This window comes from Methylobacillus glycogenes JCM 2850, from assembly GCF_000617925.1.
Classification (GTDB): domain Bacteria; phylum Pseudomonadota; class Gammaproteobacteria; order Burkholderiales; family Methylophilaceae; genus Methylobacillus; species Methylobacillus glycogenes.
Genome location: NZ_BAMT01000002.1, coordinates 200,519 through 220,450 on the forward strand (window position 1 = coordinate 200,519; position 19,932 = coordinate 220,450).

Below are 19,932 nucleotides of genomic sequence, written 5' to 3' on the forward strand. Positions count from 1 at the left end.
AGATGTGCAGAACTGGCGCAAACTTTTCTGTATCATGCACATAGAGCATTCAGGCTTGAGCCAAAAAAATATTAAGCCTTAGTAAAATCCAGCTCCTGAGTGTATCCCTGGCGCAAGCCGCAACTGACAAGCCAGCCCATGATAGAAACTGACCGTTTAATCGCTCCCTCTCCTCAAGGCACGCAAGAAGAAGCGCTGGAACGCGCACTACGCCCCAAGGTGCTTGACGAATATGTCGGGCAGGAAAAGGCGCGCGCGCAGCTGGAGATTTTTATCAATGCGGCGCGTGGTCGTTCCGAGGCGCTGGATCATGTGTTGTTGTTTGGCCCGCCTGGTCTGGGTAAAACCACCTTGCGCACATTATCGCCAAGGAAATGGGCGTCAATATGCGCCAAACCTCAGGCCCGGTATTGGAACGCGCAGGCGACCTTGCTGCGCTGCTGACCAATCTTGAGCCTAACGATGTGCTGTTTATTGATGAAATCCACAGATTGTCACCTGTGGTGGAAGAAATTCTTTACCCGGCGATGGAAGATTACCGTCTGGATATCATGATAGGTGAAGGCCCGGCGGCACGTTCTGTGCGCTGGATTTGCCGCCATTTACCCTGGTTGGTGCCACTACGCGCGCAGGCATGCTGACCAACCTTTGCGTGACCGTTTTGGCATTGTCTCCAGATTGGAGTTTTATACCGCCGAAGAACTGGCGCGCATTGTGCACCGCTCGGCTGGCCTGCTGGAAGTCAGCATGGAAGCCGATGGCGCACTGGAAATTGCGCGTCGCTCTCGCGGCACACCGCGGATTGCCAACCGCTTGCTACGTAGAGTGCGCGACTATGCGCAAGTGAAATTCAATGGCGTGGTGAGCTCAGAGATTGCCGATGCGGCCTTGCAGATGTTGGATGTAGACAAACTGGGCTTTGATGTCATGGATAGAAAATTACTACTGGCCGTGCTGGAGAAGTTTGATGGTGGCCCGGTAGGCTCGATAATCTGGCCGCCGCCATAGGCGAAGAGCGCGACACCATAGAAGATGTGTTGGAGCCGTATTTGATACAGCAAGGCTACCTGATGCGTACGCCCAGAGGGCGTATCGCCACGCAGCAGGCTTACCAGCATTTTGGCCTAGCCGTGCCTGGCAAGCTGGGCACAGGGGAGCTATGGCAGCAATGAGTGGTGTGCAAGAGTTTCGCTGGCCAGTGAGGGTGTATTACGAAGATACCGATAGTGGTGGTGTGGTGTATCACGCCAATTACGTCAAGTTTATGGAGCGTGGCCGTACCGAGTGGGTGCGCAGCCTGGGCATAGACCAGTCTGAACTAAGGCGCGATCTCGGGGTCTTGTTCGTGGTGCGTGCCCTTGCGCTACAATACCGCCGCCCAGCCAGCATTGATGATGCGCTGGAAGTGGTGACCGAAGTAGAAAAAATGGGGCATAGCCTCATCAAATTCAAACAGAAAATAGTGCGTGGCGATGAACTTTTGGTTCAGGCCACGGTAGAAGTTGTCTGTGTAGAGGCTGAAAAATTCCGGCCAGCGCAGCTCCCGGCAGTCCTGCGCAATCTGATCAAACCAACGGAGCTTGAATGAACCTTACCGAAGATATGTCATTTTTAACGCTGATCACTGGCGCCAGTGTGCCAGTGCAGATTGTGATGGCGCTGTTGCTGCTGACCTCGCTGATATCCTGGTGGTATATCTTCCTCAAGGTATTTTCCATCCGCAGCGCGGATAAAGAGGCCGAGGAATTTGAACGCGTATTCTGGAAGGGCGGCGATCTCAATCAGCTCTATGAGAGCGTAACCTCGGGCCGCCGCAATGTGCAGGGCATGGCCAGCATCTTTGAAGCTGGTTTCAAGGAATACGCCAGGCTGAAGCGCCAATCCGGCCTGGAAGTCAGTGATGTCACCGAAGGTGCGCGTCGCGCCATGCGGGCTTCATACAACCGCGAAATGGATGAGCTGGATTCACATCTGCCATTCCTTGCGTCTGTTGGTTCGGTCAGTCCGTATATCGGTTTGTTTGGCACGGTATGGGGCATCATGAATGCCTTCCGTGGTCTGGCCAATATGGCCCAGGCTACCCTGGCCCATGTGGCCCCTGGTATTGCCGAAGCGCTGGTGGCTACTGCCATCGGTTTGTTTGCCGCGATTCCGGCCGTGATTGCCTACAACCGCTTCACTGCCTCGGTAGACCGTCTGGCCGTGCGCTATGAAAGCTTTATCGAAGAATTTACCAACATCCTGCAGCGCAAAGCCTAAGGAGATTTGATGAGTCGTCGCAAATCCCGTCGCCTGATGAACCAGATTAACGTCGTGCCGTATATCGACGTGACCCTGGTATTGCTGGTGATCTTTATGGTGACCGCCCCCATGACCAACCCTGGGGTGGTTGAATTGCCCCAGGTCGGCCAGACCCTGAAGCAAACGGCTGCGCCCATTGTCATTACCGTCAAGAGTGATGGCAAGGCGGAAATCGAAAGCAAGGTCATGGAGCGTGACCAACTGCTGTTTGAAGTTAAAACCCAGCTGGAAAAAACCCCAGATCGCGCCATCGTCATCGCCGCCGATAAAAACGTGCAATACGACAAGGTCATCACCTTGATGGATAGCCTTAAGCAATACAAAGTCGGACTCTTGCTCAAGCCAGCTAATTGATTTGATGAAGCCACGTAAACCCAATCCCTATCTGGTCAAGGCAGGCGCGCTTTCGCTGCTGGTGCACATTGTGCTGCTGGTGGTGTTGCTGGTGTCCTTTAACTGGAACACCAGCCACCCGGTGGTGGTGGCACAGGTTGAGCTATGGGAAAACCTGCCTGCGGATAAACCAATCGCCAAGCCGCCTGCACCCAAGCCGCCAGAACCAGAGCCTGTAAAGCCCGAGCCGAAACCGGAACCCAAGCCTGAGCCCAAGCCAGACCCTGCGCCTGAACCCGAGCCGCAAGCGGAAATTCAGGTGAAGAAAAAAGAGCCGGAAAAGCCCAAGCCGGAAAAAAAGGTTGAGCCTAAACCTGAAAAGAAGCCAGAGCCTAAAAAACCTGAGCCCAAGCCAGAAAAAAAGCCCGAGCCGAAAAAGGACGACAGCAAGCGCCTGGAAGAGCTGAAGAAGCTACAGCAGGAATTGCTCAATGAGGACGCACGCCCAGCCCCTGCGCAAAAACAAGGGCCAACGCAGGCGGGTGCCAATGTCGCCAATCAGAGCGAGATGGATAAATATGTGGGGCTGATCCGCGCCAAGATTCAGCGCAATGTGAATCGTCAGCTGTGTGGTTCTGGCAAGCCAGAGCTGGAGCTGGGCATCACCTTGATGCCTACTGGTGAGGTCATAGGAACACCGAGGTTGCTCAAGAGCAGCGGCATCCCTGCGTGCGATGAGGCAGTCGAGCGTGCGGTACTGCAATCTCAACCTTTGCCGCTACCCTCGCAGCCTGAACTGATCGCGCGTTTTCGTGATTTACAGCTTAAATTCCGTCCAAATGAGGATTTTTAAGCAAAAATTACGTTCTATTAACAAAATAAAGCCTGGCTCAGACCCAGCCGCATAGTGCGGTCAAGGGCGAATTTGATAGAATGGCGCCTAAACCATCGGGGAACTTTGTAATTTTTTAAAGCCCTAAACACAAATGAATAAATTACGCTTATTACTCAGTCTCTTAGTTTTCTTCCTGCCATTTGGCGCCCAGGCGGCACTCACCATTGAGATTGTGGGTGGTGCGGCCCAGCAGATTCCTATCGCCGTGGTGCCCTTCGCCCAGCAAGGCGCCATCGCCGGGCAGCAAGATACCATCGCCAACGTCATCAGTGCCGATTTGCGTCGCAGTGGCATGTTCCGCGTGCTGGAAACGCGTGGAGTGGCGAGTCAACCGCATGAGTTGAATGAGGTGAACTATAGCGACTGGTCAGCGATACAGGCGCAGGCCTTGACCATAGGCACCATAGAAAACCTGCCTGGCAATAGGCTCAAAGTTTCTTTCCGCTTGCTGGATGTCTACAAGCAAAACCAGCTGGTGGGTATGGAATACAACATTACGCCAGCCCAGCTGCGCATGACGGCGCACAAGATAGCCGATGTGATTTACCAGAAATTGACGGGTGAGCAGGGCGTGTTTGCCACACGTATTTCCTACGTCAGCAAGGCCAACGGCCGTTACTCGCTGCAAGTGGCAGATTCCGATGGCTTCAATCCGCAAACCGTAGTTTCTTCTGTAGAGCCTATCATTTCCCCAGTGTGGTCACCTGATGGCACCAGACTGGCGTATGTGTCCTTCGAGAAGAAGAAGCCTATTGTGTATGTGCAGTCCCTGGTGTCTGGTCAACGCACGGTGTTGGCAAACTTCAAGGGTAACAACAGCGCACCTTCCTGGTCGCCTGATGGCAAACGTCTGGCACTGGTGTTGACCTACGCTGCCAACTCGCAGATTTACAGCATCAATGCTGATGGCACTGGCCTGCAGCAGCTGACCCGCACCACTGCGATTGATACCGAGCCAACCTGGTCGCCGGATGGTCGCTACATCTACTTCACCTCTGACCGTGGCGGCAGCCCGCAGATCTACCGTATGTCTACCAGTGGCGGTGATGCCAGCCGTGTGACATTTGAAGGTGGTTATATCGTCAGCCCGCGCATTTCGCCGATGGCAAGTCACTGGCTTATATCCGTCGTGATGAAGGCAAGTTCCGTGTAGCGATACAAGATATCCTCAGTGGTCAGGTGCAGATACTTAGTGATGGTGCTAAGGATGAAGCGCCTAGCTTTGCGCCTAATGGCCGCATGATATTGCATGCTACCAAGATAGGCGGACGTGGTGCGCTGGCTGCGGTATCTGCTGATGGCAAGGTTAAGCAACGTCTTAGTGAAGCTGGTGGTGATGTGCGTGAGCCAGCCTGGGGCCCGTTCGTTAATCAGTAGTGCTAGGTTTAATGCAGGACAGTAATAAATGAATAACAAGCAAGTTCTTGTAAGGGCTGGCGTCTGCTACTGGCGCGGGTTTATGTGAACAGGCAAGTTTGTAGTGATGTAACAGTTGATTGTGTTGGTCTTAATAATTAAAGGAGAGAACAAAGTGAACAAGCGTCTATTGATGAGCGTACTGCTTGCTGCCATGTTGGCAGCTTGCTCGAGCAAGGCTGTTAAGGATACCCCTCAAGCTGCAGTTGTAGACAAGAGCCCGGCAACGACTCAGTCTTCCAGCAGCAACGATTCTGCAACCAGTGGTGTTTCTGACTCCTCACTGGCTAGCAACCCGTTGAAGGACCCTAACAACATCCTGTCCAAGCGTAACATCTACTTCGACTACGATAGCGATGCAGTCAAGGCTGAGTTCCGCCCACTGATCGAAGCGCATGCTAAGTACCTGACCGCACACAGCGATGCCAAGGTTTCCCTGCTGGGTAACACCGATGATCGCGGCACTCGCGAGTACAACCTGTCCCTGGGTCAGCGTCGTGCCGTAGCTGTGAAGAAGGTATTGAACGTATTGGGCGTGCAAGACAGCCAAATCGAAACCGTGAGCTTCGGTAAGGAAAAGGCTAACGCCACTTGCGCTGATGACTCTTGCTACAAGCAAGATCGTCGCGTAGACATCGTTTACCAAGGCGAGTAATCAATGATGCCGCGTTTACTGGTACTGGCTACTGCAGCCGTTCTCTCGCTGCCTTATATTGCCCAAGCCGCATTGTTCGGTGATGATGAAGCGAGAAAGAAGATTGCCGATCTGCAGCAACAGGTGCAAAGCCAGCAACAGGAAACGCAGGCAACATTGGCTGAACTGAAGAAAAGCCAGCAAGCTCTGGAACTCAAAAGCCAGGGCATGCTGGATTTATTGGGGCAGATTGATCGCCTCAATCAAGAAATTAGCCGTTTGAAGGGCGATCTCGAGGTCGTCAATCACAATGTAGATAATGTGCAGCAACGTCAGCGTGACTTGTACGCTGATACTGATGGCCGTCTGCGCAAGCTGGAAGCAAGCGGTGTGGCTGCTGCTAGCCAGCCTGGTCAAGAAGGCCAGGGTGCTACAGAAGCTGGCCAGGCCGCCAGCCCGGAAGCCGCAGAGCTGGATGCCGCCAAGGCATTGCTGGCTTCAAGCAAGTTCAAAGAGGCGTTTGACGCCTATAGCAAGTTCCTGCAAGCCCATCCTGGCTCACGTCAGGCACCTGAGGCTTTAATCGGCTTGGGTAGTGCGCAGTTTTCTCTGAAAAACTACAAGGCTTCCATCAGTACACAGCAAAAGCTGATCACCTTGCATCCAGATAGCGACAAAGTGCCAGATGCCATGTTCAGCATCGCCAATAGCCAGATACAGCTGTCTGATGTCGATGGTGCCAAGAAAACCTTGCGCAGCCTGCTGGATAAATATCCCAGCCATGAATTGGCACCCAGTGCCAAGCGCCGCCTAGGTGTGCTGGACTCTATCAAGTCCAAATAATCCCGTGTTACGTATCCACGAAATATTCCACTCCCTGCAAGGGGAGTCATCGCGTGTAGGCCTGCCTACCGTATTTGTGCGCCTCACAGGCTGCCCCATGCGCTGCGTTTATTGCGACACTGCCTATGCCTTCAAGGGTGGCAGCAATATGTCGCTGGACGAGATCATGGCGCAGGTGGAGAGCTATGGCGCGCGCTATGTCTGCGTGACTGGCGGTGAGCCGCTGGCGCAGAAAAAAGAATGCCTCAATCTCTTGCAGCGCCTGTGCGATGCAGGCTATGAAGTCTCGCTGGAAACAGGTGGTGCAGTCGCCACGGATGGCGTTGATGAGCGTGTGGCGGTGATTCTTGATATCAAGACGCCAGGCTCAGGTGAGTTGGCCAATAATCACTGGGAAAACCTTAGCCGCCTCAAGTCCAAGGATGAAATCAAGTTTGTCTTGTGCAGTCGTGAAGATTACGACTGGGCCAAACAACTGCTGGCCGAGCATGCGCTCAACGATAAATGCCAAGTGATCTTCTCACCGGTATTCAGCCAAGTCTCGCCTACCGACCTAGCCGACTGGGTGCTGGCAGACAAACTGCCTGTGCGCATGCAGGTACAACTGCATAAGATCCTCTGGGGTGAAACCCCAGGCAAGTAATTCAATGGCTAGCCATATCAAGCTAGACCGAATCTAGGAAGTCAACTCATGAGTAAGAAAGCGGTGGTGTTGTTATCGGGTGGATTAGACTCCGCCACGGTATTGGCAATTGCGCGCGCTCAAGGCTATGAATGCTATTGCCTGAGCCTGGACTATCAGCAACGCCACAGGGCCGAGCTGCATGCTGCCGATGAGGTCTCCCAGGCATTGGGTGCGGCATTGCACAAGACCGCGCAACTGGACCTTGCCATGTTCGGCGGTTCAGCACTTACCGATAGCAGTATTGCGGTGCCCGAAACGCCAAGTGAGGGCATCCCCGTTACCTATGTGCCTGCACGCAACACCATCATGCTGTCACTCGCTCTGGCCTGGGCCGAGATACTCGATGCGCGGGATATCTTTATCGGGGTCAATGCACTGGATTACTCCGGTTACCCGGATTGCCGTGGCGAATATATCAGCGCCTTCCAGAACATGGCCAATCTTGCCACCAAGAGCGCCATAGAAGGCCGCACTATCAGCATACATGCGCCACTGATTGATATGACCAAGGCCGAGATCATTACCCGCGGTACTGAGCTGGGTGTGGATTACGGCCTGACCGTGTCTTGCTATCAGGCCAATGCTCATGGCGAGGCCTGTGGCGTTTGTGATTCCTGCCGTTTGCGCAGGCAGGGCTTCATTGTGGCCGGAATTGCCGATGCCACGCGCTATGTCCCCGGGACAAGTCTTGCAGAATAGTCTTGCCAAGACCATAAAAAATAACGTAAAATCCGCGCCTTTCTGTCTAGTCTAAAGAGAACAAGATTATGGTGATCATTCGTCTCGCCCGTGGTGGCGCGAAGAAAGCTCCTTTTTACAGTGTAGTCGTGGCTGATTCCCGTAGTCGCCGTGACGGCCGTTTTATTGAGCGCGTAGGTTTCTACAACCCGTTGGCTAAAGAAGGCCAAGAAGGCCTGCGTCTTGATAGCGAGCGTATTGCTCACTGGCGCAGCAATGGCGCGCAGCTGTCTGACAGCGTTGCACGCCTGGTTAAGCTGGCTCAAAAGTCTGCTTAATTCTAAGCCGTTGCGAAACGGCTGGTAAAAGTCGTGAGTGAATTAGTCATTATGGGGCGCGTAGTCGCCCCTTATGGCGTTTATGGTTGGCTGAAAGTGCAGCCTGAAACCGAAACGCTGGACGGCTTGTTTGATTATGATCACTGGTGGCTGGGGCGCGGCGATCCGCTGCAACCCGAGCAATGGCGCTCATATGAAGTCGAACATGCCAAAATCCACAATGATCTCTTAGTGGTCAAGCTGGATGGTGTGAATGACCGAGATGCTGCTTTTGCCTGCAAAGGCATGCGCATTGCAGTGCCGCGAGATGCCTTGCCAGCGCCTGAAGAAGACGAGTACTACTGGTCAGATTTGATTGGCCTCAATGTCAGCAATCAGCAGGGTGTGGCATTGGGTGTGGTCAATGATGTATTCGCCACAGGTGCCAATGACGTCATTGTGGTGAAGGGTGAGCGTGAACGATTGCTACCCTTTATTGCCCAGGTGATTATCGAGGTAGATATCGCGGGCAAGACCATGCTGGTGGATTGGGACGCCGAATTTTGAGCGAGCAAGAAACCGCAGCTGACAGCCAAAAGCGTGTCATGCAGTTTGATGTCATCAGCCTGTTTCCGGATATGTTTGCTGCACTCAGTGGTTTTGGCATTAGCTCCAGAGCCTTGGAGCGTGGCATCTACCAGCTGGGGTTATGGAATCCGCGTGATTTCACTGTAGATAACTACAGGACAGTGGATGACAGGCCTTATGGTGGCGGCCCAGGCATGGTGATGTTGGCAGAGCCGCTAGCCAGCGCCATACAGGCGGCCAAGCTGAGACAGCAGGCGGCTGGTGGTAGGCAGCAAGGTGATACACCTTTCGCCACAAGGTAAACCCTTGACCCATGCGCATGTGATGCGCTTGTGTGAGGAGCCAGGGCTGATATTGCTGGCAAGCCGCTATGAAGGTGTGGATGAGCGATTGCTCGCCACGGTGGTAGATGAAGAAATTTCGATAGGCGACTATGTGCTATCAGGCGGTGAAATTCCCGCATGGTGCTTATGGACGCATCATCAGGCAATTGCCAGGTGCTCTTGGCGATGCCGGATCGGCAGAGGAAGATTCCTTTGTTAATGGATTACTGGATTGTCCGCATTACACTCGTCCCGAGGAGTATGCGGGGCAAAAGGTGCCGGAAGTATTGCTTTCCGGTAACCATGCCAAGATCAAGCGCTGGCGACTGAAACAGTCTCTGGCGCGGACCCGGGCAAGACGCCCGGACTTGTTGGCCGCGAGGTCATTGACGAAAGAGGAATCTCGGCTGCTCATGGAAATAGAGCAGGAACAAGATTCTCATAACTAAAAGGAAGCAACATGGCTGATATTATCAAGCAACTAGAACAGGAAGAAATTGCCCGTCTTGGCAAGACTATCCCTGATTTCGCCCCAGGTGACACCGTAGTGGTTGGTGTAAACGTGGTTGAAGGTACACGTAAGCGTGTACAGGCATACGAAGGTGTGGTGATTGCCATCCGTAACCGTGGCCTGAACTCTTCTTTCATCGTGCGCAAGATCTCTTCCGGTGAAGGTGTGGAACGTACTTTCCAAACTTACTCCCCGCTGATCGCCAGCATAGAAGTGAAGCGTCGCGGTGACGTACGTCGCAGCAAGCTGTACTACCTGCGTGAGCGTTCCGGTAAGTCCGCACGTATCAAGGAAAAGCTGCAACTGCGCACCAAGGATACCAACAGCGCAGCAGAATAAACCAGGTACTGGTTTATCCCGTAGCAGAGAAAACCCCGCGATGCGGGGTTTTTTATTGCCTGGCGCTGGCTGTATACGCTTGGCGCTTTTGCTGTGCTTTGGTCTAGAATGCTGGCATGAGAAGCTTGAATTGAATGATTTTGATGCAGTGGTGGCAGCCCCATTTGGCGCGGTTGGCATCAAGGTTGAGCATGATTACCTCAGCGGATTGCGGCTCATGCCGCAGGCGCAGGCCGAGTATTGTGCCGATCAGCCTTGGTGCAGCATGCGGCGCTGACCATAAAGCGTTATCTGGCAGATGCTAGTGTGCCGCTGGATATCCCTTTTATCTTGCAGGGCACGCCATTCCAGCAACGTGTCTGGCGCATGATGCAGCAAATTCCATTGGGTGAGGTTTGGTCTTATGGCGCCTTGGCTGAGCGTGTGCACTCCGGCCCGCGTGCGGTGGCCAATGTCTGTGGTGCCAATCTGCTGCCCTTGCTGATCCCTTGCCACCGTATTGTTGCCAAACAGGGCCTGGGTGGCTTTATGAAAGGCGTAGAGCAAGGCTTGGATATCAAGCGCTGGTTATTGCAGCATGAGCAGCGCTGAGGGCAATGCCATCCTCGATGGCTTTATTGATCATCTCTGGCTGGAAGATGGCCTGGCTCGCAACACGCTGACAAGCTACCGCACGGATTTGCAGGCGTGGGCCGACTGGTTGCAAGCGGTGAAAGCCAAGAACCTGTTGCAGGCCGAGGCAGAAGATCTGCAAGCCTATATCGCTTTCAAATTTCCCCAGAGCAAGCCGCGCAGTATTGGCCGCTTGATTGCGAGCTTGCGCCGCTGTTACCGCTATTTCTTGCGCGAATCCATGATTACGCATGACCCCAGCCTACATCTGGAATCGCCAAAGTTGCCACGCTCACTACCCAAAAGCCTGAGTGAAGAAGATGTTGAGCGGCTGGTGGACGCGCCTGATATAGGCACTGAGCTGGGCCTGCGCGATAAAGCCATGCTGGAAACGCTATACGCCACCGGGCTGCGCGTTTCTGAGCTGGTGGGCTTGCAGACCACAGAAGTGAGCCTCAGTGATGGGGTGCTGCGTGTGACGGGCAAAGGCAGCAAGACGCGGCTGGTGCCCTTGGGTGAAGTGGCGCTGGATTGGTTGGGGCGCTATCTGCAAGAGGCGCGGCCAGCCATCATGCAGCAGCGGCTCAGCGATGCCTTGTTTGTGACCCAGCGTGGGCAAGGCATGACGCGGCAAGCGTTTTGGCATTTGATCAAGCGCTATGCCTTGCTGGCAGGCATCAAAACCACCATGTCGCCCCATGTGCTGCGCCATGCCTTTGCCACGCATTTGTTGAATCATGGCGCGGATTTGCGCGTGGTACAGATGCTGTTGGGGCACGCCGATATCTCCACCACACAGATTTATACCTATGTGGCGCGTGAGCGGCTAAAAACCCTGCATGCCCATCATCACCCGCGTGGCTAAGCTAACCTAGAGTGGGGTAAGACGTAGTGTTGGGGAATGAGTGGAATTAAGCCGGGCGCTGGCCGCGTTCAATCTGTACACCCAGCGCTTTGAGGCCAGGCAGAATGCCGGGCTTGGCAACGCGTAGCTTGACCCAGGGTGCGCCAAATTCCTGCAATATCAATTGGCAAATATGCTCGGCCAGCGCTTCCACAAGCTTGAAACTGCGCTGGCTCAGCGTCTCACGGATGCGATTGACCACCAGGCCATAATCTATGGTGTCGTCTATTTCATCGGTCTGGCAGGAGTGGCTGTGCGGCATCGCAATTTCGATATCTAGCACTATGGTCTGAGCCGTCAGGCGCTCCCAGTCGGGCACACCCAGCTTGGTTTGCACCTTGACCTCATTAAGAAAAATAATATCCATGGTGTGCGAGTTCTGCGTAGGTGCTTGAGGCTGTTAGAATACGGCCACATTTTAAATTCAAACGACATTCATGAATACCGCAGTTTTCATTCTTCTTGCTTATCTTCTCGGTTCTATCGCTTTTGGCATCATCGTCAGCCGCGCTTTCGGCTTGCCTGATCCCCGCACCGTAGGCTCTGGCAACCCTGGGGCTACCAATGTGCTACGTAGTGGCAAAAAACTGGCAGCTGTGCTGACCCTGCTGGGTGATGCGGCCAAGGGCTGGTTGCCAGTCTGGCTGGCGCAAGTGTATGGCCTGGCCCCTGAAGTGGTGTGCTGGATTGCGCTGGCAGTATTCCTGGGCCACCTATATCCGGTGTTTTACCGCTTCAAGGGGGGTAAGGGTGTGGCCACTGCGGTGGGTATTTTGCTGGCGTTTTCACCCGCATTGGCAGGTTTGGCCTTGCTGAGCTGGCTGGCAGTGTTTGCGCTGACTCGCTTTTCCTCACTGGCCGCGTTAACTGCAGCAGCGCTGGCGCCAGGTTTTGCCTGGCTATTATTGCCGCAAGTGGGTTACATCATTGTGGTGTTTGTGTTGTCGCTGCTGCTGATCTGGCGTCACCGCAGCAATATCCGCAAGCTGCTGGATGGTACTGAAGCAGGCTTTGGCAAAAAACCCTGAGGTTTAAGTCGCTGGCTTTTGCAGCAGGCTGCAAAAGCAGGATTAGCCTGGGTCTGTTAAGGCTGGCTTATCAGGGCTGGCTTAATTCAGCCAAATCCCAACGCGGCCTGACGGTAAAGCTGTGATTGCTTTCTTCTGCATGGCGCATGCGCATGGCGCCGGCAAAGGCAATCATGGCGCCGTTGTCGGTGCAGAATTCCAGCCTGGGGTAATGCACTTGATAATGCCTGCGCTGGGCGGCGGTAGTGAGGCGCTCGCGCAAGCGCGTATTGGCCCCTACGCCACCTGACACTATCAATTGCTTCAGCCCGGTTTGCTTGAGGGCGGCCATGCACTTCTTGGTTAATACTTCTGTCACCGCTTCCTGAAATTCATAGGCAATATTGGCACGCGCCACATCATCCAGTGCATCGCCATATTGATTCACCAAAGTCAGCACTGCGGTTTTCAGGCCGCTAAAACTGAAGTTAAGGTCGCCGCTATTCAACATCGGGCGTGGTAGCTTGTGAACGCCATCTTGCCCTTGGCTAGCCAGGCGTGAAATGGCCGGGCCACCGGGATAGCTCAGCCCCAGCAGCTTGGCGGTTTTGTCGAAGGCTTCACCTGCTGCATCATCCAGGGTATCACCCAGTAATTCGTAATCGCCTATGGCGCTCACGCGCATAAGCTGGGTATGCCCGCCCGAGACCAGCAGGGCAACAAAAGGAAAATCAGGCGGGTTGGCTTCCAGCAGTGGTGCCAGCAAGTGGCCTTCCAGATGGTGCACGCCTATGGTGGGCAGGCTCAGGCTGAAAGCCAATGCCTCGGCCACGCTGGTGCCAACCAGCAATGCGCCAGAAAGGCCAGGACCTTGGGTGTAGGCAATGCCATCAATATCTGCGAGTGTTTTGTTGGCCTGTTCCAGCACATGACGCGTGAGTGGCAGTGCGCGGCGAATATGATCACGCGAGGCAAGTTCTGGCACCACGCCACCATATTCCGCATGCATCTCAACTTGTGAGTGTAGGGCGTGGCTGAGCAGGCCGTGCTCGGTGTCGTAAAGGGCAAGCCCGGTTTCGTCGCAGGAGGATTCGATGCCAAGAATTAACATAAGAATGCGGATAATGATTGATAAAACAATAATGAGCCGCTAGAATAGCAAACTTTTTCACCCTTTCTCAAAGGTAAAGTGATTTAAATGTCTAGCGTACGTGTAAAAGAAAACGAGCCGTTTGACGTGGCTCTGCGCCGCTTCAAGCGCATGATTGAAAAGACTGGTCTGTTGACCGACTTGCGCGCGCGTGAGTTCTACGAGAAGCCTACATGGGAGCGCAAGCGTAAGGCTGCTGCTGCTGTTAAGCGTCACTATCGCCGTATTCGCAGCCAGACTCTGCCTACCAAGCTCTACTAAGCCTGGGTGGTTGTCGTGTCGATCAAGGCCCGCATTACTGAAGATATGAAAGCTGCCATGCGTGCCAAGGATAGTGCACGTCTTGGCGCTATTCGTTTGTTGCAGGCAGCGATCAAGCAACGCGAAGTGGATGAGCGTATCGAATTGGATGACACACAAGTCATCGAGGCGATAGAAAAAATGCTCAAGCAGCGCCGCGATTCAATCTCGCAATATCAGGCGGCTAATCGCCAGGATCTGGTTGAGGTTGAAGAGTTTGAGGTGACTGTACTGCAAGATTACTTGCCTACTCCGCTGACCGAAGATGAAGTCAAGGCAATACTCGAAGCTGTAGTAGCCGAAGTTGGCGCTACCAGCATCAAGGATATGAGCAAGGTCATGGCGGCGGTCAAGCCACAAGTGGTGGGACGTGCTGACATGGGTAAAATCTCTGGATTAATAAAGGCCAGACTTGCTGCCTGATATCGTGCACAACGCAGCATTTGAAAAAGGAGCTTCGGGCTCCTTTTTTGTTTTTTTCCGCGCTGAGTTGGCCGCATGATTCCCGATTCCTTTATTCAGGATTTGCTCAATCGCGTCGATATTGTCGATGTGATAGACCGCAGCGTGCCTTTAAAAAAGGCCGGGGCCAATTACTCTGCCTGCTGCCCTTTCCATAACGAAAAATCCCCGTCGTTTACTGTCAGCCCCACCAAGCAGTTTTACCACTGCTTTGGTTGTGGTGCACATGGCTCGGCGCTGGGTTTTATTATGGAATATCAGGGCATCAGCTTTGTTGAGGCTGTGCACGAGCTGGCCAAGACCGTAGGCATGATAGTGCCGCAAGAAACGCGGCCCGAGGATGAAATGCGTGTTAAGGCACTGCCTGGTTTGCATGAGGTCATGCAGCAAGCGGCCAACTACTACAAGGCGCAGCTCAAGCAATCTGAGCGGGCGATTGAGTATCTAAAGGGCCGTGGCTTGAGTGGTCAGGTGGCAGCGCGCTTTCAAATGGGCTATGCCCCAGCGGGCTGGCAAAACCTGGAACAGATTTTTGCCGATTACCGCCAGGAAACGCTGAAAACCGCTGGGCTGGTGATAGAAAACGAGCAGGGGCGGCGCTATGATCGCTTCCGTGATCGCATCATGTTCCCTATTCATGACCAGAAGGGTCAGGTGATAGGCTTTGGTGGCCGTGTGCTGGAAGCGGCTGATGCGGGTGCCAAGTACTTGAATTCGCCTGAAACGCCCCTATTTCAGAAAGGCCAAGAGCTTTACGGCTTGTTTCTAGCGCGGCGGGCGATTCGTGATGCGGGTCGGGTGCTGGTGGTGGAAGGCTATATGGATGTAGTGGCGCTGGCGCAATACGGTATTGAATATGCCGTGGCCGCGTTGGGGACTGCAACTACGCCTACGCATATCACCAAGCTGATGCGCCAGACCGACGAAATTGTATTTTGCTTTGATGGTGATAATGCGGGCCGGGCAGCCGCCTGGCGTGCGGCGATGAATGCCTTGCCTGCGTTGACGGATAGTTTGCGCCTGAGCTTTTTGTTTTTGCCGACCGAGCATGACCCGGATAGCTATGTGCGCGAATTCGGCAAAGAAGCGTTTGAGAGTTTTATCGGCCAGGCCGTGCCTTTGTCGCAGTACCTGGTGCAGGAGCTAAGCGCCAGCAATGGCTTGCAATCGCAAGAGGACAGGGTGCGTTTTCTCAATGAGGCTGAACCCATACTCAAGCAGATTCAAGCGCCAAGATTGGGTTTGCTGTTACGTAAACGCGTGGCGGAATTGGCGGATATTTCCGCGGATGAAATGCGCAGCATGATCAAATTGCCGGAAACTAAACGCAGCCCGGCCCGGTCTGCTCCCAGGCAAACGCGCACCACCATGAGCTTGCAGCGGCGTTATGCCTTGATGGCCATTATGCAGCCGCAGTTGGTGCAGCCGAGTGATCTGCAAGGGTTATCGCAGATCAATCCGGATGAGGTGTTGTTAACCCAGGTGTTGCAACTGGCGCTGGCCAATCCGGCCGCCAAGCCTGTGGTGATGTTGCATCAGCTTGAAGCCAGTGTGGATGGTGTAGTGTTGCGCGAATTGCAGCGCGAGCTGCATTTGCTGGATGAAAGCCTGGATTTTGCATTGGAGCTGGAAGGTTTGCGCAAACAGCTGCGTGAACTGGTGGTGCAAAGGCAGCAAAGCTCAGTGGTTGATAGGCTGAAAGAGAAGCCATTGAGCCAGTTAACACCTGAAGAGCGCGAGCTTTTAAAGTCTATCAGTCAGCGCTAAGTTTATTGCAGGGCAGAAAAACTGCTAAAAATTGTAGGTGTTTTTGAGATATAATCTAGGGTTTTCCGTAAATCAACTTTGCGGTATGTCAGATTGAGGTCAAGCATGGCTAAAGAGCAACAAAACGACAATGTAAATGAGAAAAATGACAGCTCGCTGAATGACGCGGATATCCGTCGCACGCGCTTGAAATCGCTCATCGTGCTTGGCAAGGAGCGTGGCTACCTTACCTACGCTGAAATCAACGATCACCTGCCAGACGACGTTCAGGATTCAGAACAGATCGACGGCATCATCGGCATGATCAATGACATGGGCATTCAGGTGTATGAAGAAGCCCCGGATGCCGAAGCCCTGCTGATGTCAGATGCACCAGCCCCGGTAGCGGATGAAGACGCGGTTGAAGAGGCAGAGCAAGCCTCTCGACTGTGGATTCCGAGTTTGGCCGTACTACAGACCCTGTGCGTATGTATATGCGCGAAATGGGCACGGTTGACCTGTTGACCCGTGAAGGCGAAATTGAAATTGCCAAACGCATTGAAGATGGCCTCAAGCACATGGTGCAAGCGATTGCCGCTTGCCCCAGCACCATTATCGAATTGCTGGCCATGGTGGATCAGGTTGAAAGCAATGAAATCAGCGTTGATGACCTGGTGGATGGCTTGATTGATGCCGATGACGGCCTGGGCTCTGAAATGGCAGCCGAAGAAGCGGCTGAAGCCAATGAAGATGAAGAAAGTGACGAGGATGAGGACGATGAAGATGATGACGGCGCCAAGGCAGCTGCCATCTCCGCCGAAGCCCTCGCCAAACTGCGCGAAGAAGTACTAGTACGCTTTGCTGTTATCCGTGACGCGCATCAGAAAATGAGCGCCATTCTGGTAAGCAAAGGCTCGCAAGATAAAGAATACCTCAAGCTGCAAGGCGTCATCATTGAAGAACTGATGGCCTTCCGCTTCTCTGCCAAGCAAGTTGAAGCCCTCTGTGAGCGCGTGCGCAGCATGGTGGACGAAATTCGCTCGCATGAACGCAAGATCATGGACTTCTGTGTTGAGAAGGCTGGCATGCCACGCCCGCACTTCATCAAGAGCTTCCCTGGCAATGAAGGCAACCTGGAATGGTTAGGCCCTGAGTTGGCTGTGAACAAGCCTTACGTTGAACGTCTTGAGCGCTTCAAGCACTCTATTGATGACCAGCAGCAACAATTGCTGGATATCCAGGACCGTGTGGGTATTCCTATCAAGGAACTCAAGGAAATCAACAAGCAGATGTCCACAGGCGAAGCCCGTGCACGTCGTGCCAAGCGTGAAATGATTGAGGCCAACCTGCGTCTGGTGATCTCTATCGCCAAGAAATACACCAACCGTGGCCTGCAGTTCCTGGATTTGATCCAGGAGGCAACATCGGCTTGATGAAGGCGGTAGATAAGTTTGAATACCGTCGCGGCTACAAATTCTCTACCTATGCCACCTGGTGGATACGTCAGGCCATTACGCGATCTATCGCGGATCAGGCGCGTACCATCCGTATTCCGGTGCATATGATAGAAACCATCAACAAGATGAACCGTATTAGTCGCCAGATACTGCAAGAGACTGGTTTAGAGCCAGATCCAGCCACCCTGGCGGAAAAAATGGAAATGCCGGAAGACAAAATCCGCAAAATCCTGAAGATATCCAAGGAGCCTATCTCCATGGAAACGCCTATCGGTGACGACGACGACTCTCACCTGGGTGATTTCATCGAAGATATGGCAACATTGGCACCTGTTGATGCGGCTGTATACGCAAGCTTGCGCGAAGCGACCAAAGAAGTGTTAGAATCGCTGACCGCACGAGAAGCCAAGGTGTTGCGTATGCGCTTCGGTATTGAAATGAATACCGATCACACACTGGAAGAAGTCGGTAAGCAATTCGATGTAACGCGTGAGCGTATTCGTCAAATTGAGGCCAAGGCGCTGCGCAAGCTGCGTCACCCAACCCGCTCTGAGCGCCTGCGCAGTTTCCTCGAGACTGGCAACGATTAAGCGGTAAAGCTTTTGGGCCTCTAGCTCATGCTTGGTTAGAGCAGCGGACTCATAATCCGTTGGTGCCCGGTTCGACTCCGGGGGGGCCCACCATATAAACAAAGGGGTTACGTGAAAACGTAACCCCTTTGTCATTTCTGCTGTCAACACGTTGTGATTTTTCATACATAATCAAATCTTCTTCATCCGTAAGAACAAAAATATGCTCCTGGAGATAGCAAAGGTATTAATAACCGTTCTGACCCCACTGGCTCTCAAGTTTCTAATCAATCTGATCAGACAAAGCTCAAGGAGTCATTTAAAACTACAAGAGGATTACAAATTCATATCATCATTTCTGAGTATAGACATTAGGGCCAGACAGCCTTTGATTGTCGAACAAGCCTTTTATGTATTTTTCCGTAAGAGATACAGTTTTGAAGCTATTGAGCTATTGATTCGATTTCCGAATCCAACGAAAGCATTTAGGCTTTTTAACTTGGCTGGAGAATTTGTCCATATAGAAAATGGGTGGATTGCAACAACAAAGAGTGAGTCAACTTTACAGAAACTCTTCATTGTTAAGTGTGTGGCATATTTCATTTTGATAATGATTGCAGTACTTCCAATAGTGTATGCACCGCTGATAATCGATCATTATGGTTCAACAACATTAATTCAGATACTTATATCCGGTTTCGTGGCTGGAGCAGTTGGGGTAGAACAGCTTTTTGATGTCGCTTCTATTCGTGCTAGTAGAGATTTGATGAAGGAGCAGAAGACATTAGCAGGTTAAAATTTTTTGCTTCCTGCAAATGCTCTAGCGCAATGTAGGCATGTTTCAGGCTCATGGTGTGGTGATAAAGCTATGGCCAAAGTTTGTTGAAGGGACAGGGTATAGACGCCCGCTGAACTTGGTATGGTGCGCGAAATATCGCACATCCGCGCCGTTTAAGAGCGGCACACTTTCTTAAGGGGTTGCTGTCGTAGTTACTACAGCTTCAAATGCCTAGGTAATTATCCCTTCTGGCGGTTTCTGCAGGGATTATCCACTTACTTCTGAATAACAGCTCAGATGTTTTCGTAATCACGGTCTTTCAAAAGAACAATGAGCTTCATTTTGCTAATGCAGCATGAACACGTTCAAGTAGTTTCGCTGTTACCTTGTCTTGCCGTTCGACTTTGCTGATATAAGCTTGAGTTACGTTGAGCTTGGCGGCGAGTTCTTGTTGGGTGAAGCCTGCTTTGATGCGAGCCAGGGCCAGAGGATTATCAATATAATCTTCTAGCACAAAGGGAATAAACTCATCATCGTCATTTGCTGGCGCATGCTTTGCCGCGAGCTGATCTTGGATTTTGTCCTTAAGGGCTTCATATATAGCGATGGGCAGCAAAACATATTCGTCTTTGCCATCCAGTGACTTTATGGTTTGCAGGGTCATTTGTAAGCATCTCCACGCGGCTTGATTTTCTCTATCGCAATAATTCTGACGTCATCCCGGCGCTCGTAAATGATGCGCCAGTCTCCAACCCTAAGTCTGTAATAGGGTTCCCCCGCTAATTTTTTTATATCTAGGTCTGGATTGTCTGGGTTGATGGCCAGCAGCTCAATTTTTTCAATAATCCTGAATCTGTCAGGCCGTTGCAGGCTATTAAGCTTTTTTGCCGCCTGGCGTTTGATGAATAGGGTATAGCTCATGGGCTGACCACTCATTATAGGTTATATTTGATTATATTTCACATATCTGAGTTATATCTGTTTGCTTAGGTAAGAAATCATTCATGTGCAGTACCAATACACCTAGCGGGTTGGTTAAACCGTTATCCCGCCTTTGCTTCAACATACTATATATAGCTGCCGA

Annotated in this window: 23 protein-coding genes, 1 tRNA gene and 4 pseudogenes; 24 read left to right on the top strand and 4 right to left on the bottom strand. The window is 52.6% G+C overall.

All coding sequences use genetic code 11. The features are described from left to right. The first annotated feature begins 138 nt into the window (after positions 1–138). The 17 genes and pseudogenes from ruvB to xerD all read left to right on the top strand — a co-directional run bounded on the left by ruvB (position 139) and on the right by xerD (position 11,340). Positions 139–1,172 (top strand): annotated as a pseudogene (gene ruvB, locus JCM2850_RS17175) (Holliday junction branch migration DNA helicase RuvB). Continuing rightward, the gene (gene ybgC / locus JCM2850_RS04785; RefSeq protein ID WP_025870138.1) at positions 1,169–1,588 is read left to right on the top strand and encodes a tol-pal system-associated acyl-CoA thioesterase; all 420 of its coding nucleotides are present in this window, start codon (positions 1,169–1,171) and stop codon (positions 1,586–1,588) included. The pseudogene ruvB and the gene ybgC overlap by 4 nt, the downstream one beginning before the upstream one ends. Further along, positions 1,585–2,259 (top strand): protein TolQ, encoded by a 675-nt coding sequence (gene tolQ, locus JCM2850_RS04790; RefSeq protein ID WP_025870140.1) that lies wholly within the window; start codon positions 1,585–1,587, stop codon positions 2,257–2,259. Before ybgC ends, tolQ begins: the two co-directional genes overlap by 4 nt. A gap of 9 nt (positions 2,260–2,268) precedes the next feature. Beyond that, positions 2,269–2,655, top strand: a complete 387-nt coding sequence (locus JCM2850_RS04795; RefSeq protein ID WP_025870142.1) for a biopolymer transporter ExbD — start codon at positions 2,269–2,271, stop codon at positions 2,653–2,655. Between the two features lie 4 nt (positions 2,656–2,659). Beyond that, positions 2,660–3,487, top strand: coding sequence for a cell envelope integrity protein TolA (gene tolA / locus JCM2850_RS04800; protein ID WP_025870144.1), 828 nt, complete (start codon positions 2,660–2,662; stop codon positions 3,485–3,487). Positions 3,488–3,620: 133 nt separating this feature from the next. After that, positions 3,621–4,906, top strand: a pseudogene (tolB, locus tag JCM2850_RS17180) (Tol-Pal system beta propeller repeat protein TolB). A 154-nt stretch (positions 4,907–5,060) separates the two neighbouring features. Then, positions 5,061–5,600 carry a peptidoglycan-associated lipoprotein Pal gene (gene pal / locus JCM2850_RS04810; RefSeq protein WP_025870146.1) on the top strand — a complete coding sequence of 180 codons (540 nt, stop codon included), beginning with the start codon at positions 5,061–5,063 and terminating at the stop codon, positions 5,598–5,600. A gap of 3 nt (positions 5,601–5,603) precedes the next feature. After that, a complete protein-coding gene (locus JCM2850_RS04815; RefSeq protein ID WP_025870148.1) occupies positions 5,604–6,422 on the top strand; it encodes a YbgF trimerization domain-containing protein in 819 nt (272 codons plus the stop codon). 4 nt (positions 6,423–6,426) lie between these two features. Continuing rightward, the gene (queE, locus tag JCM2850_RS04820; protein ID WP_025870150.1) at positions 6,427–7,065 is read left to right on the top strand and encodes a 7-carboxy-7-deazaguanine synthase QueE; all 639 of its coding nucleotides are present in this window, start codon (positions 6,427–6,429) and stop codon (positions 7,063–7,065) included. A 48-nt stretch (positions 7,066–7,113) separates the two neighbouring features. Further along, positions 7,114–7,806, top strand: coding sequence for a 7-cyano-7-deazaguanine synthase QueC (gene queC, locus JCM2850_RS04825; RefSeq protein ID WP_025870152.1), 693 nt, complete (start codon positions 7,114–7,116; stop codon positions 7,804–7,806). A gap of 68 nt (positions 7,807–7,874) precedes the next feature. Then, positions 7,875–8,123, top strand: coding sequence for a 30S ribosomal protein S16 (gene rpsP / locus JCM2850_RS04830; RefSeq protein ID WP_025870154.1), 249 nt, complete (start codon positions 7,875–7,877; stop codon positions 8,121–8,123). A 51-nt stretch (positions 8,124–8,174) separates the two neighbouring features. Then, on the top strand, positions 8,175–8,669 hold the full coding sequence (gene rimM, locus JCM2850_RS04835) for a ribosome maturation factor RimM (protein WP_025870156.1): 495 nt from the start codon (positions 8,175–8,177) through the stop codon (positions 8,667–8,669). 38 nt (positions 8,670–8,707) lie between these two features. Continuing rightward, positions 8,708–9,462, top strand: a pseudogene (trmD, locus tag JCM2850_RS17185) (tRNA (guanosine(37)-N1)-methyltransferase TrmD). Between the two features lie 11 nt (positions 9,463–9,473). Further along, positions 9,474–9,863, top strand: coding sequence for a 50S ribosomal protein L19 (gene rplS, locus JCM2850_RS04845; protein WP_025870157.1), 390 nt, complete (start codon positions 9,474–9,476; stop codon positions 9,861–9,863). A gap of 130 nt (positions 9,864–9,993) precedes the next feature. Next, entirely contained in the window at positions 9,994–10,140 is a 147-nt protein-coding gene (locus JCM2850_RS21565) for a hypothetical protein (RefSeq protein ID WP_159105125.1), read from the top strand. Next, positions 10,122–10,454 carry a methylated-DNA--[protein]-cysteine S-methyltransferase gene (locus JCM2850_RS20880; RefSeq protein WP_369384839.1) on the top strand — a complete coding sequence of 111 codons (333 nt, stop codon included), beginning with the start codon at positions 10,122–10,124 and terminating at the stop codon, positions 10,452–10,454. Before JCM2850_RS21565 ends, JCM2850_RS20880 begins: the two co-directional genes overlap by 19 nt. Beyond that, positions 10,441–11,340 (top strand): site-specific tyrosine recombinase XerD, encoded by a 900-nt coding sequence (gene xerD / locus JCM2850_RS04855; protein WP_025870159.1) that lies wholly within the window; start codon positions 10,441–10,443, stop codon positions 11,338–11,340. The genes JCM2850_RS20880 and xerD overlap by 14 nt, the downstream gene beginning before the upstream one ends. A 46-nt stretch (positions 11,341–11,386) precedes the next feature. Here xerD and JCM2850_RS04860 read toward each other — a convergent pair whose 3' ends face one another. Then, entirely contained in the window at positions 11,387–11,746 is a 360-nt protein-coding gene (locus JCM2850_RS04860) for a dihydroneopterin aldolase (RefSeq protein ID WP_025870160.1), read from the bottom strand. A gap of 70 nt (positions 11,747–11,816) precedes the next feature. Here JCM2850_RS04860 and plsY point away from each other — a divergent pair, with 70 nt between their 5' ends. After that, positions 11,817–12,407 carry a glycerol-3-phosphate 1-O-acyltransferase PlsY gene (gene plsY, locus JCM2850_RS04865; protein WP_025870162.1) on the top strand — a complete coding sequence of 197 codons (591 nt, stop codon included), beginning with the start codon at positions 11,817–11,819 and terminating at the stop codon, positions 12,405–12,407. Positions 12,408–12,477: 70 nt separating this feature from the next. On the opposite strand, the gene tsaD is transcribed toward plsY, so the two are convergent. Next, positions 12,478–13,497: a tRNA (adenosine(37)-N6)-threonylcarbamoyltransferase complex transferase subunit TsaD gene (gene tsaD / locus JCM2850_RS04870; protein WP_025870164.1), complete on the bottom strand. Its 1,020-nt coding sequence runs from the start codon at positions 13,495–13,497 to the stop codon at positions 12,478–12,480. 87 nt (positions 13,498–13,584) lie between these two features. On the opposite strand from tsaD, the gene rpsU reads away from it, so the two are divergent. From rpsU to JCM2850_RS04900, 6 genes and pseudogenes are all read left to right on the top strand, one after another. Further along, on the top strand, positions 13,585–13,797 hold the full coding sequence (gene rpsU, locus JCM2850_RS04875) for a 30S ribosomal protein S21 (protein WP_025870166.1): 213 nt from the start codon (positions 13,585–13,587) through the stop codon (positions 13,795–13,797). A 15-nt stretch (positions 13,798–13,812) separates the two neighbouring features. Next, on the top strand, positions 13,813–14,259 hold the full coding sequence (locus JCM2850_RS04880) for a GatB/YqeY domain-containing protein (RefSeq protein WP_025870168.1): 447 nt from the start codon (positions 13,813–13,815) through the stop codon (positions 14,257–14,259). A gap of 75 nt (positions 14,260–14,334) precedes the next feature. Beyond that, the gene (dnaG, locus tag JCM2850_RS04885; RefSeq protein WP_025870170.1) at positions 14,335–16,065 is read left to right on the top strand and encodes a DNA primase; all 1,731 of its coding nucleotides are present in this window, start codon (positions 14,335–14,337) and stop codon (positions 16,063–16,065) included. Positions 16,066–16,170: 105 nt separating this feature from the next. Further along, positions 16,171–18,091, top strand: a pseudogene (rpoD, locus tag JCM2850_RS17195) (RNA polymerase sigma factor RpoD). A 14-nt stretch (positions 18,092–18,105) separates the two neighbouring features. Beyond that, positions 18,106–18,184, top strand: a tRNA-Ile gene (locus JCM2850_RS04895). A 274-nt stretch (positions 18,185–18,458) separates the two neighbouring features. Next, the gene (locus JCM2850_RS04900; protein ID WP_148301198.1) at positions 18,459–18,866 is read left to right on the top strand and encodes a hypothetical protein; all 408 of its coding nucleotides are present in this window, start codon (positions 18,459–18,461) and stop codon (positions 18,864–18,866) included. A 319-nt stretch (positions 18,867–19,185) separates the two neighbouring features. On the opposite strand, the gene JCM2850_RS04905 is transcribed toward JCM2850_RS04900, so the two are convergent. Beyond that, positions 19,186–19,512: a helix-turn-helix domain-containing protein gene (locus JCM2850_RS04905; RefSeq protein ID WP_025870173.1), complete on the bottom strand. Its 327-nt coding sequence runs from the start codon at positions 19,510–19,512 to the stop codon at positions 19,186–19,188. Next, positions 19,509–19,769: a type II toxin-antitoxin system RelE family toxin gene (locus tag JCM2850_RS04910; protein WP_025870175.1), complete on the bottom strand. Its 261-nt coding sequence runs from the start codon at positions 19,767–19,769 to the stop codon at positions 19,509–19,511. Before JCM2850_RS04910 ends, JCM2850_RS04905 begins: the two co-directional genes overlap by 4 nt. Between the last annotated feature and the right edge of the window lie 163 nt (positions 19,770–19,932).

Excerpts from the sequence above, each read along its gene's own strand:
- ybgC (WP_025870138.1), top strand. The coding sequence starts at position 1,169 with ATGAGTGGTGTGCAAGAGTTTCGCTGGCCAGTGAGGGTGTATTACGAA.
- tolQ (WP_025870140.1), top strand. The coding sequence starts at position 1,585 with ATGAACCTTACCGAAGATATGTCATTTTTAACGCTGATCACTGGCGCC.
- JCM2850_RS04795 (WP_025870142.1), top strand. The coding sequence starts at position 2,269 with ATGAGTCGTCGCAAATCCCGTCGCCTGATGAACCAGATTAACGTCGTG.
- tolA (WP_025870144.1), top strand. The coding sequence starts at position 2,660 with ATGAAGCCACGTAAACCCAATCCCTATCTGGTCAAGGCAGGCGCGCTT.
- JCM2850_RS04815 (WP_025870148.1), top strand. The coding sequence starts at position 5,604 with ATGATGCCGCGTTTACTGGTACTGGCTACTGCAGCCGTTCTCTCGCTG.
- queC (WP_025870152.1), top strand. The coding sequence starts at position 7,114 with ATGAGTAAGAAAGCGGTGGTGTTGTTATCGGGTGGATTAGACTCCGCC.
- rpsP (WP_025870154.1), top strand. The coding sequence starts at position 7,875 with ATGGTGATCATTCGTCTCGCCCGTGGTGGCGCGAAGAAAGCTCCTTTT.
- rimM (WP_025870156.1), top strand. The coding sequence starts at position 8,175 with ATGGGGCGCGTAGTCGCCCCTTATGGCGTTTATGGTTGGCTGAAAGTG.
- rplS (WP_025870157.1), top strand. The coding sequence starts at position 9,474 with ATGGCTGATATTATCAAGCAACTAGAACAGGAAGAAATTGCCCGTCTT.
- xerD (WP_025870159.1), top strand. The coding sequence starts at position 10,441 with ATGAGCAGCGCTGAGGGCAATGCCATCCTCGATGGCTTTATTGATCAT.
- JCM2850_RS04860 (WP_025870160.1), bottom strand. The coding sequence starts at position 11,746 with ATGGATATTATTTTTCTTAATGAGGTCAAGGTGCAAACCAAGCTGGGT.
- plsY (WP_025870162.1), top strand. The coding sequence starts at position 11,817 with ATGAATACCGCAGTTTTCATTCTTCTTGCTTATCTTCTCGGTTCTATC.
- tsaD (WP_025870164.1), bottom strand. The coding sequence starts at position 13,497 with ATGTTAATTCTTGGCATCGAATCCTCCTGCGACGAAACCGGGCTTGCC.
- rpsU (WP_025870166.1), top strand. The coding sequence starts at position 13,585 with ATGTCTAGCGTACGTGTAAAAGAAAACGAGCCGTTTGACGTGGCTCTG.
- dnaG (WP_025870170.1), top strand. The coding sequence starts at position 14,335 with ATGATTCCCGATTCCTTTATTCAGGATTTGCTCAATCGCGTCGATATT.
- JCM2850_RS04905 (WP_025870173.1), bottom strand. The coding sequence starts at position 19,512 with ATGACCCTGCAAACCATAAAGTCACTGGATGGCAAAGACGAATATGTT.
- JCM2850_RS04910 (WP_025870175.1), bottom strand. The coding sequence starts at position 19,769 with ATGAGCTATACCCTATTCATCAAACGCCAGGCGGCAAAAAAGCTTAAT.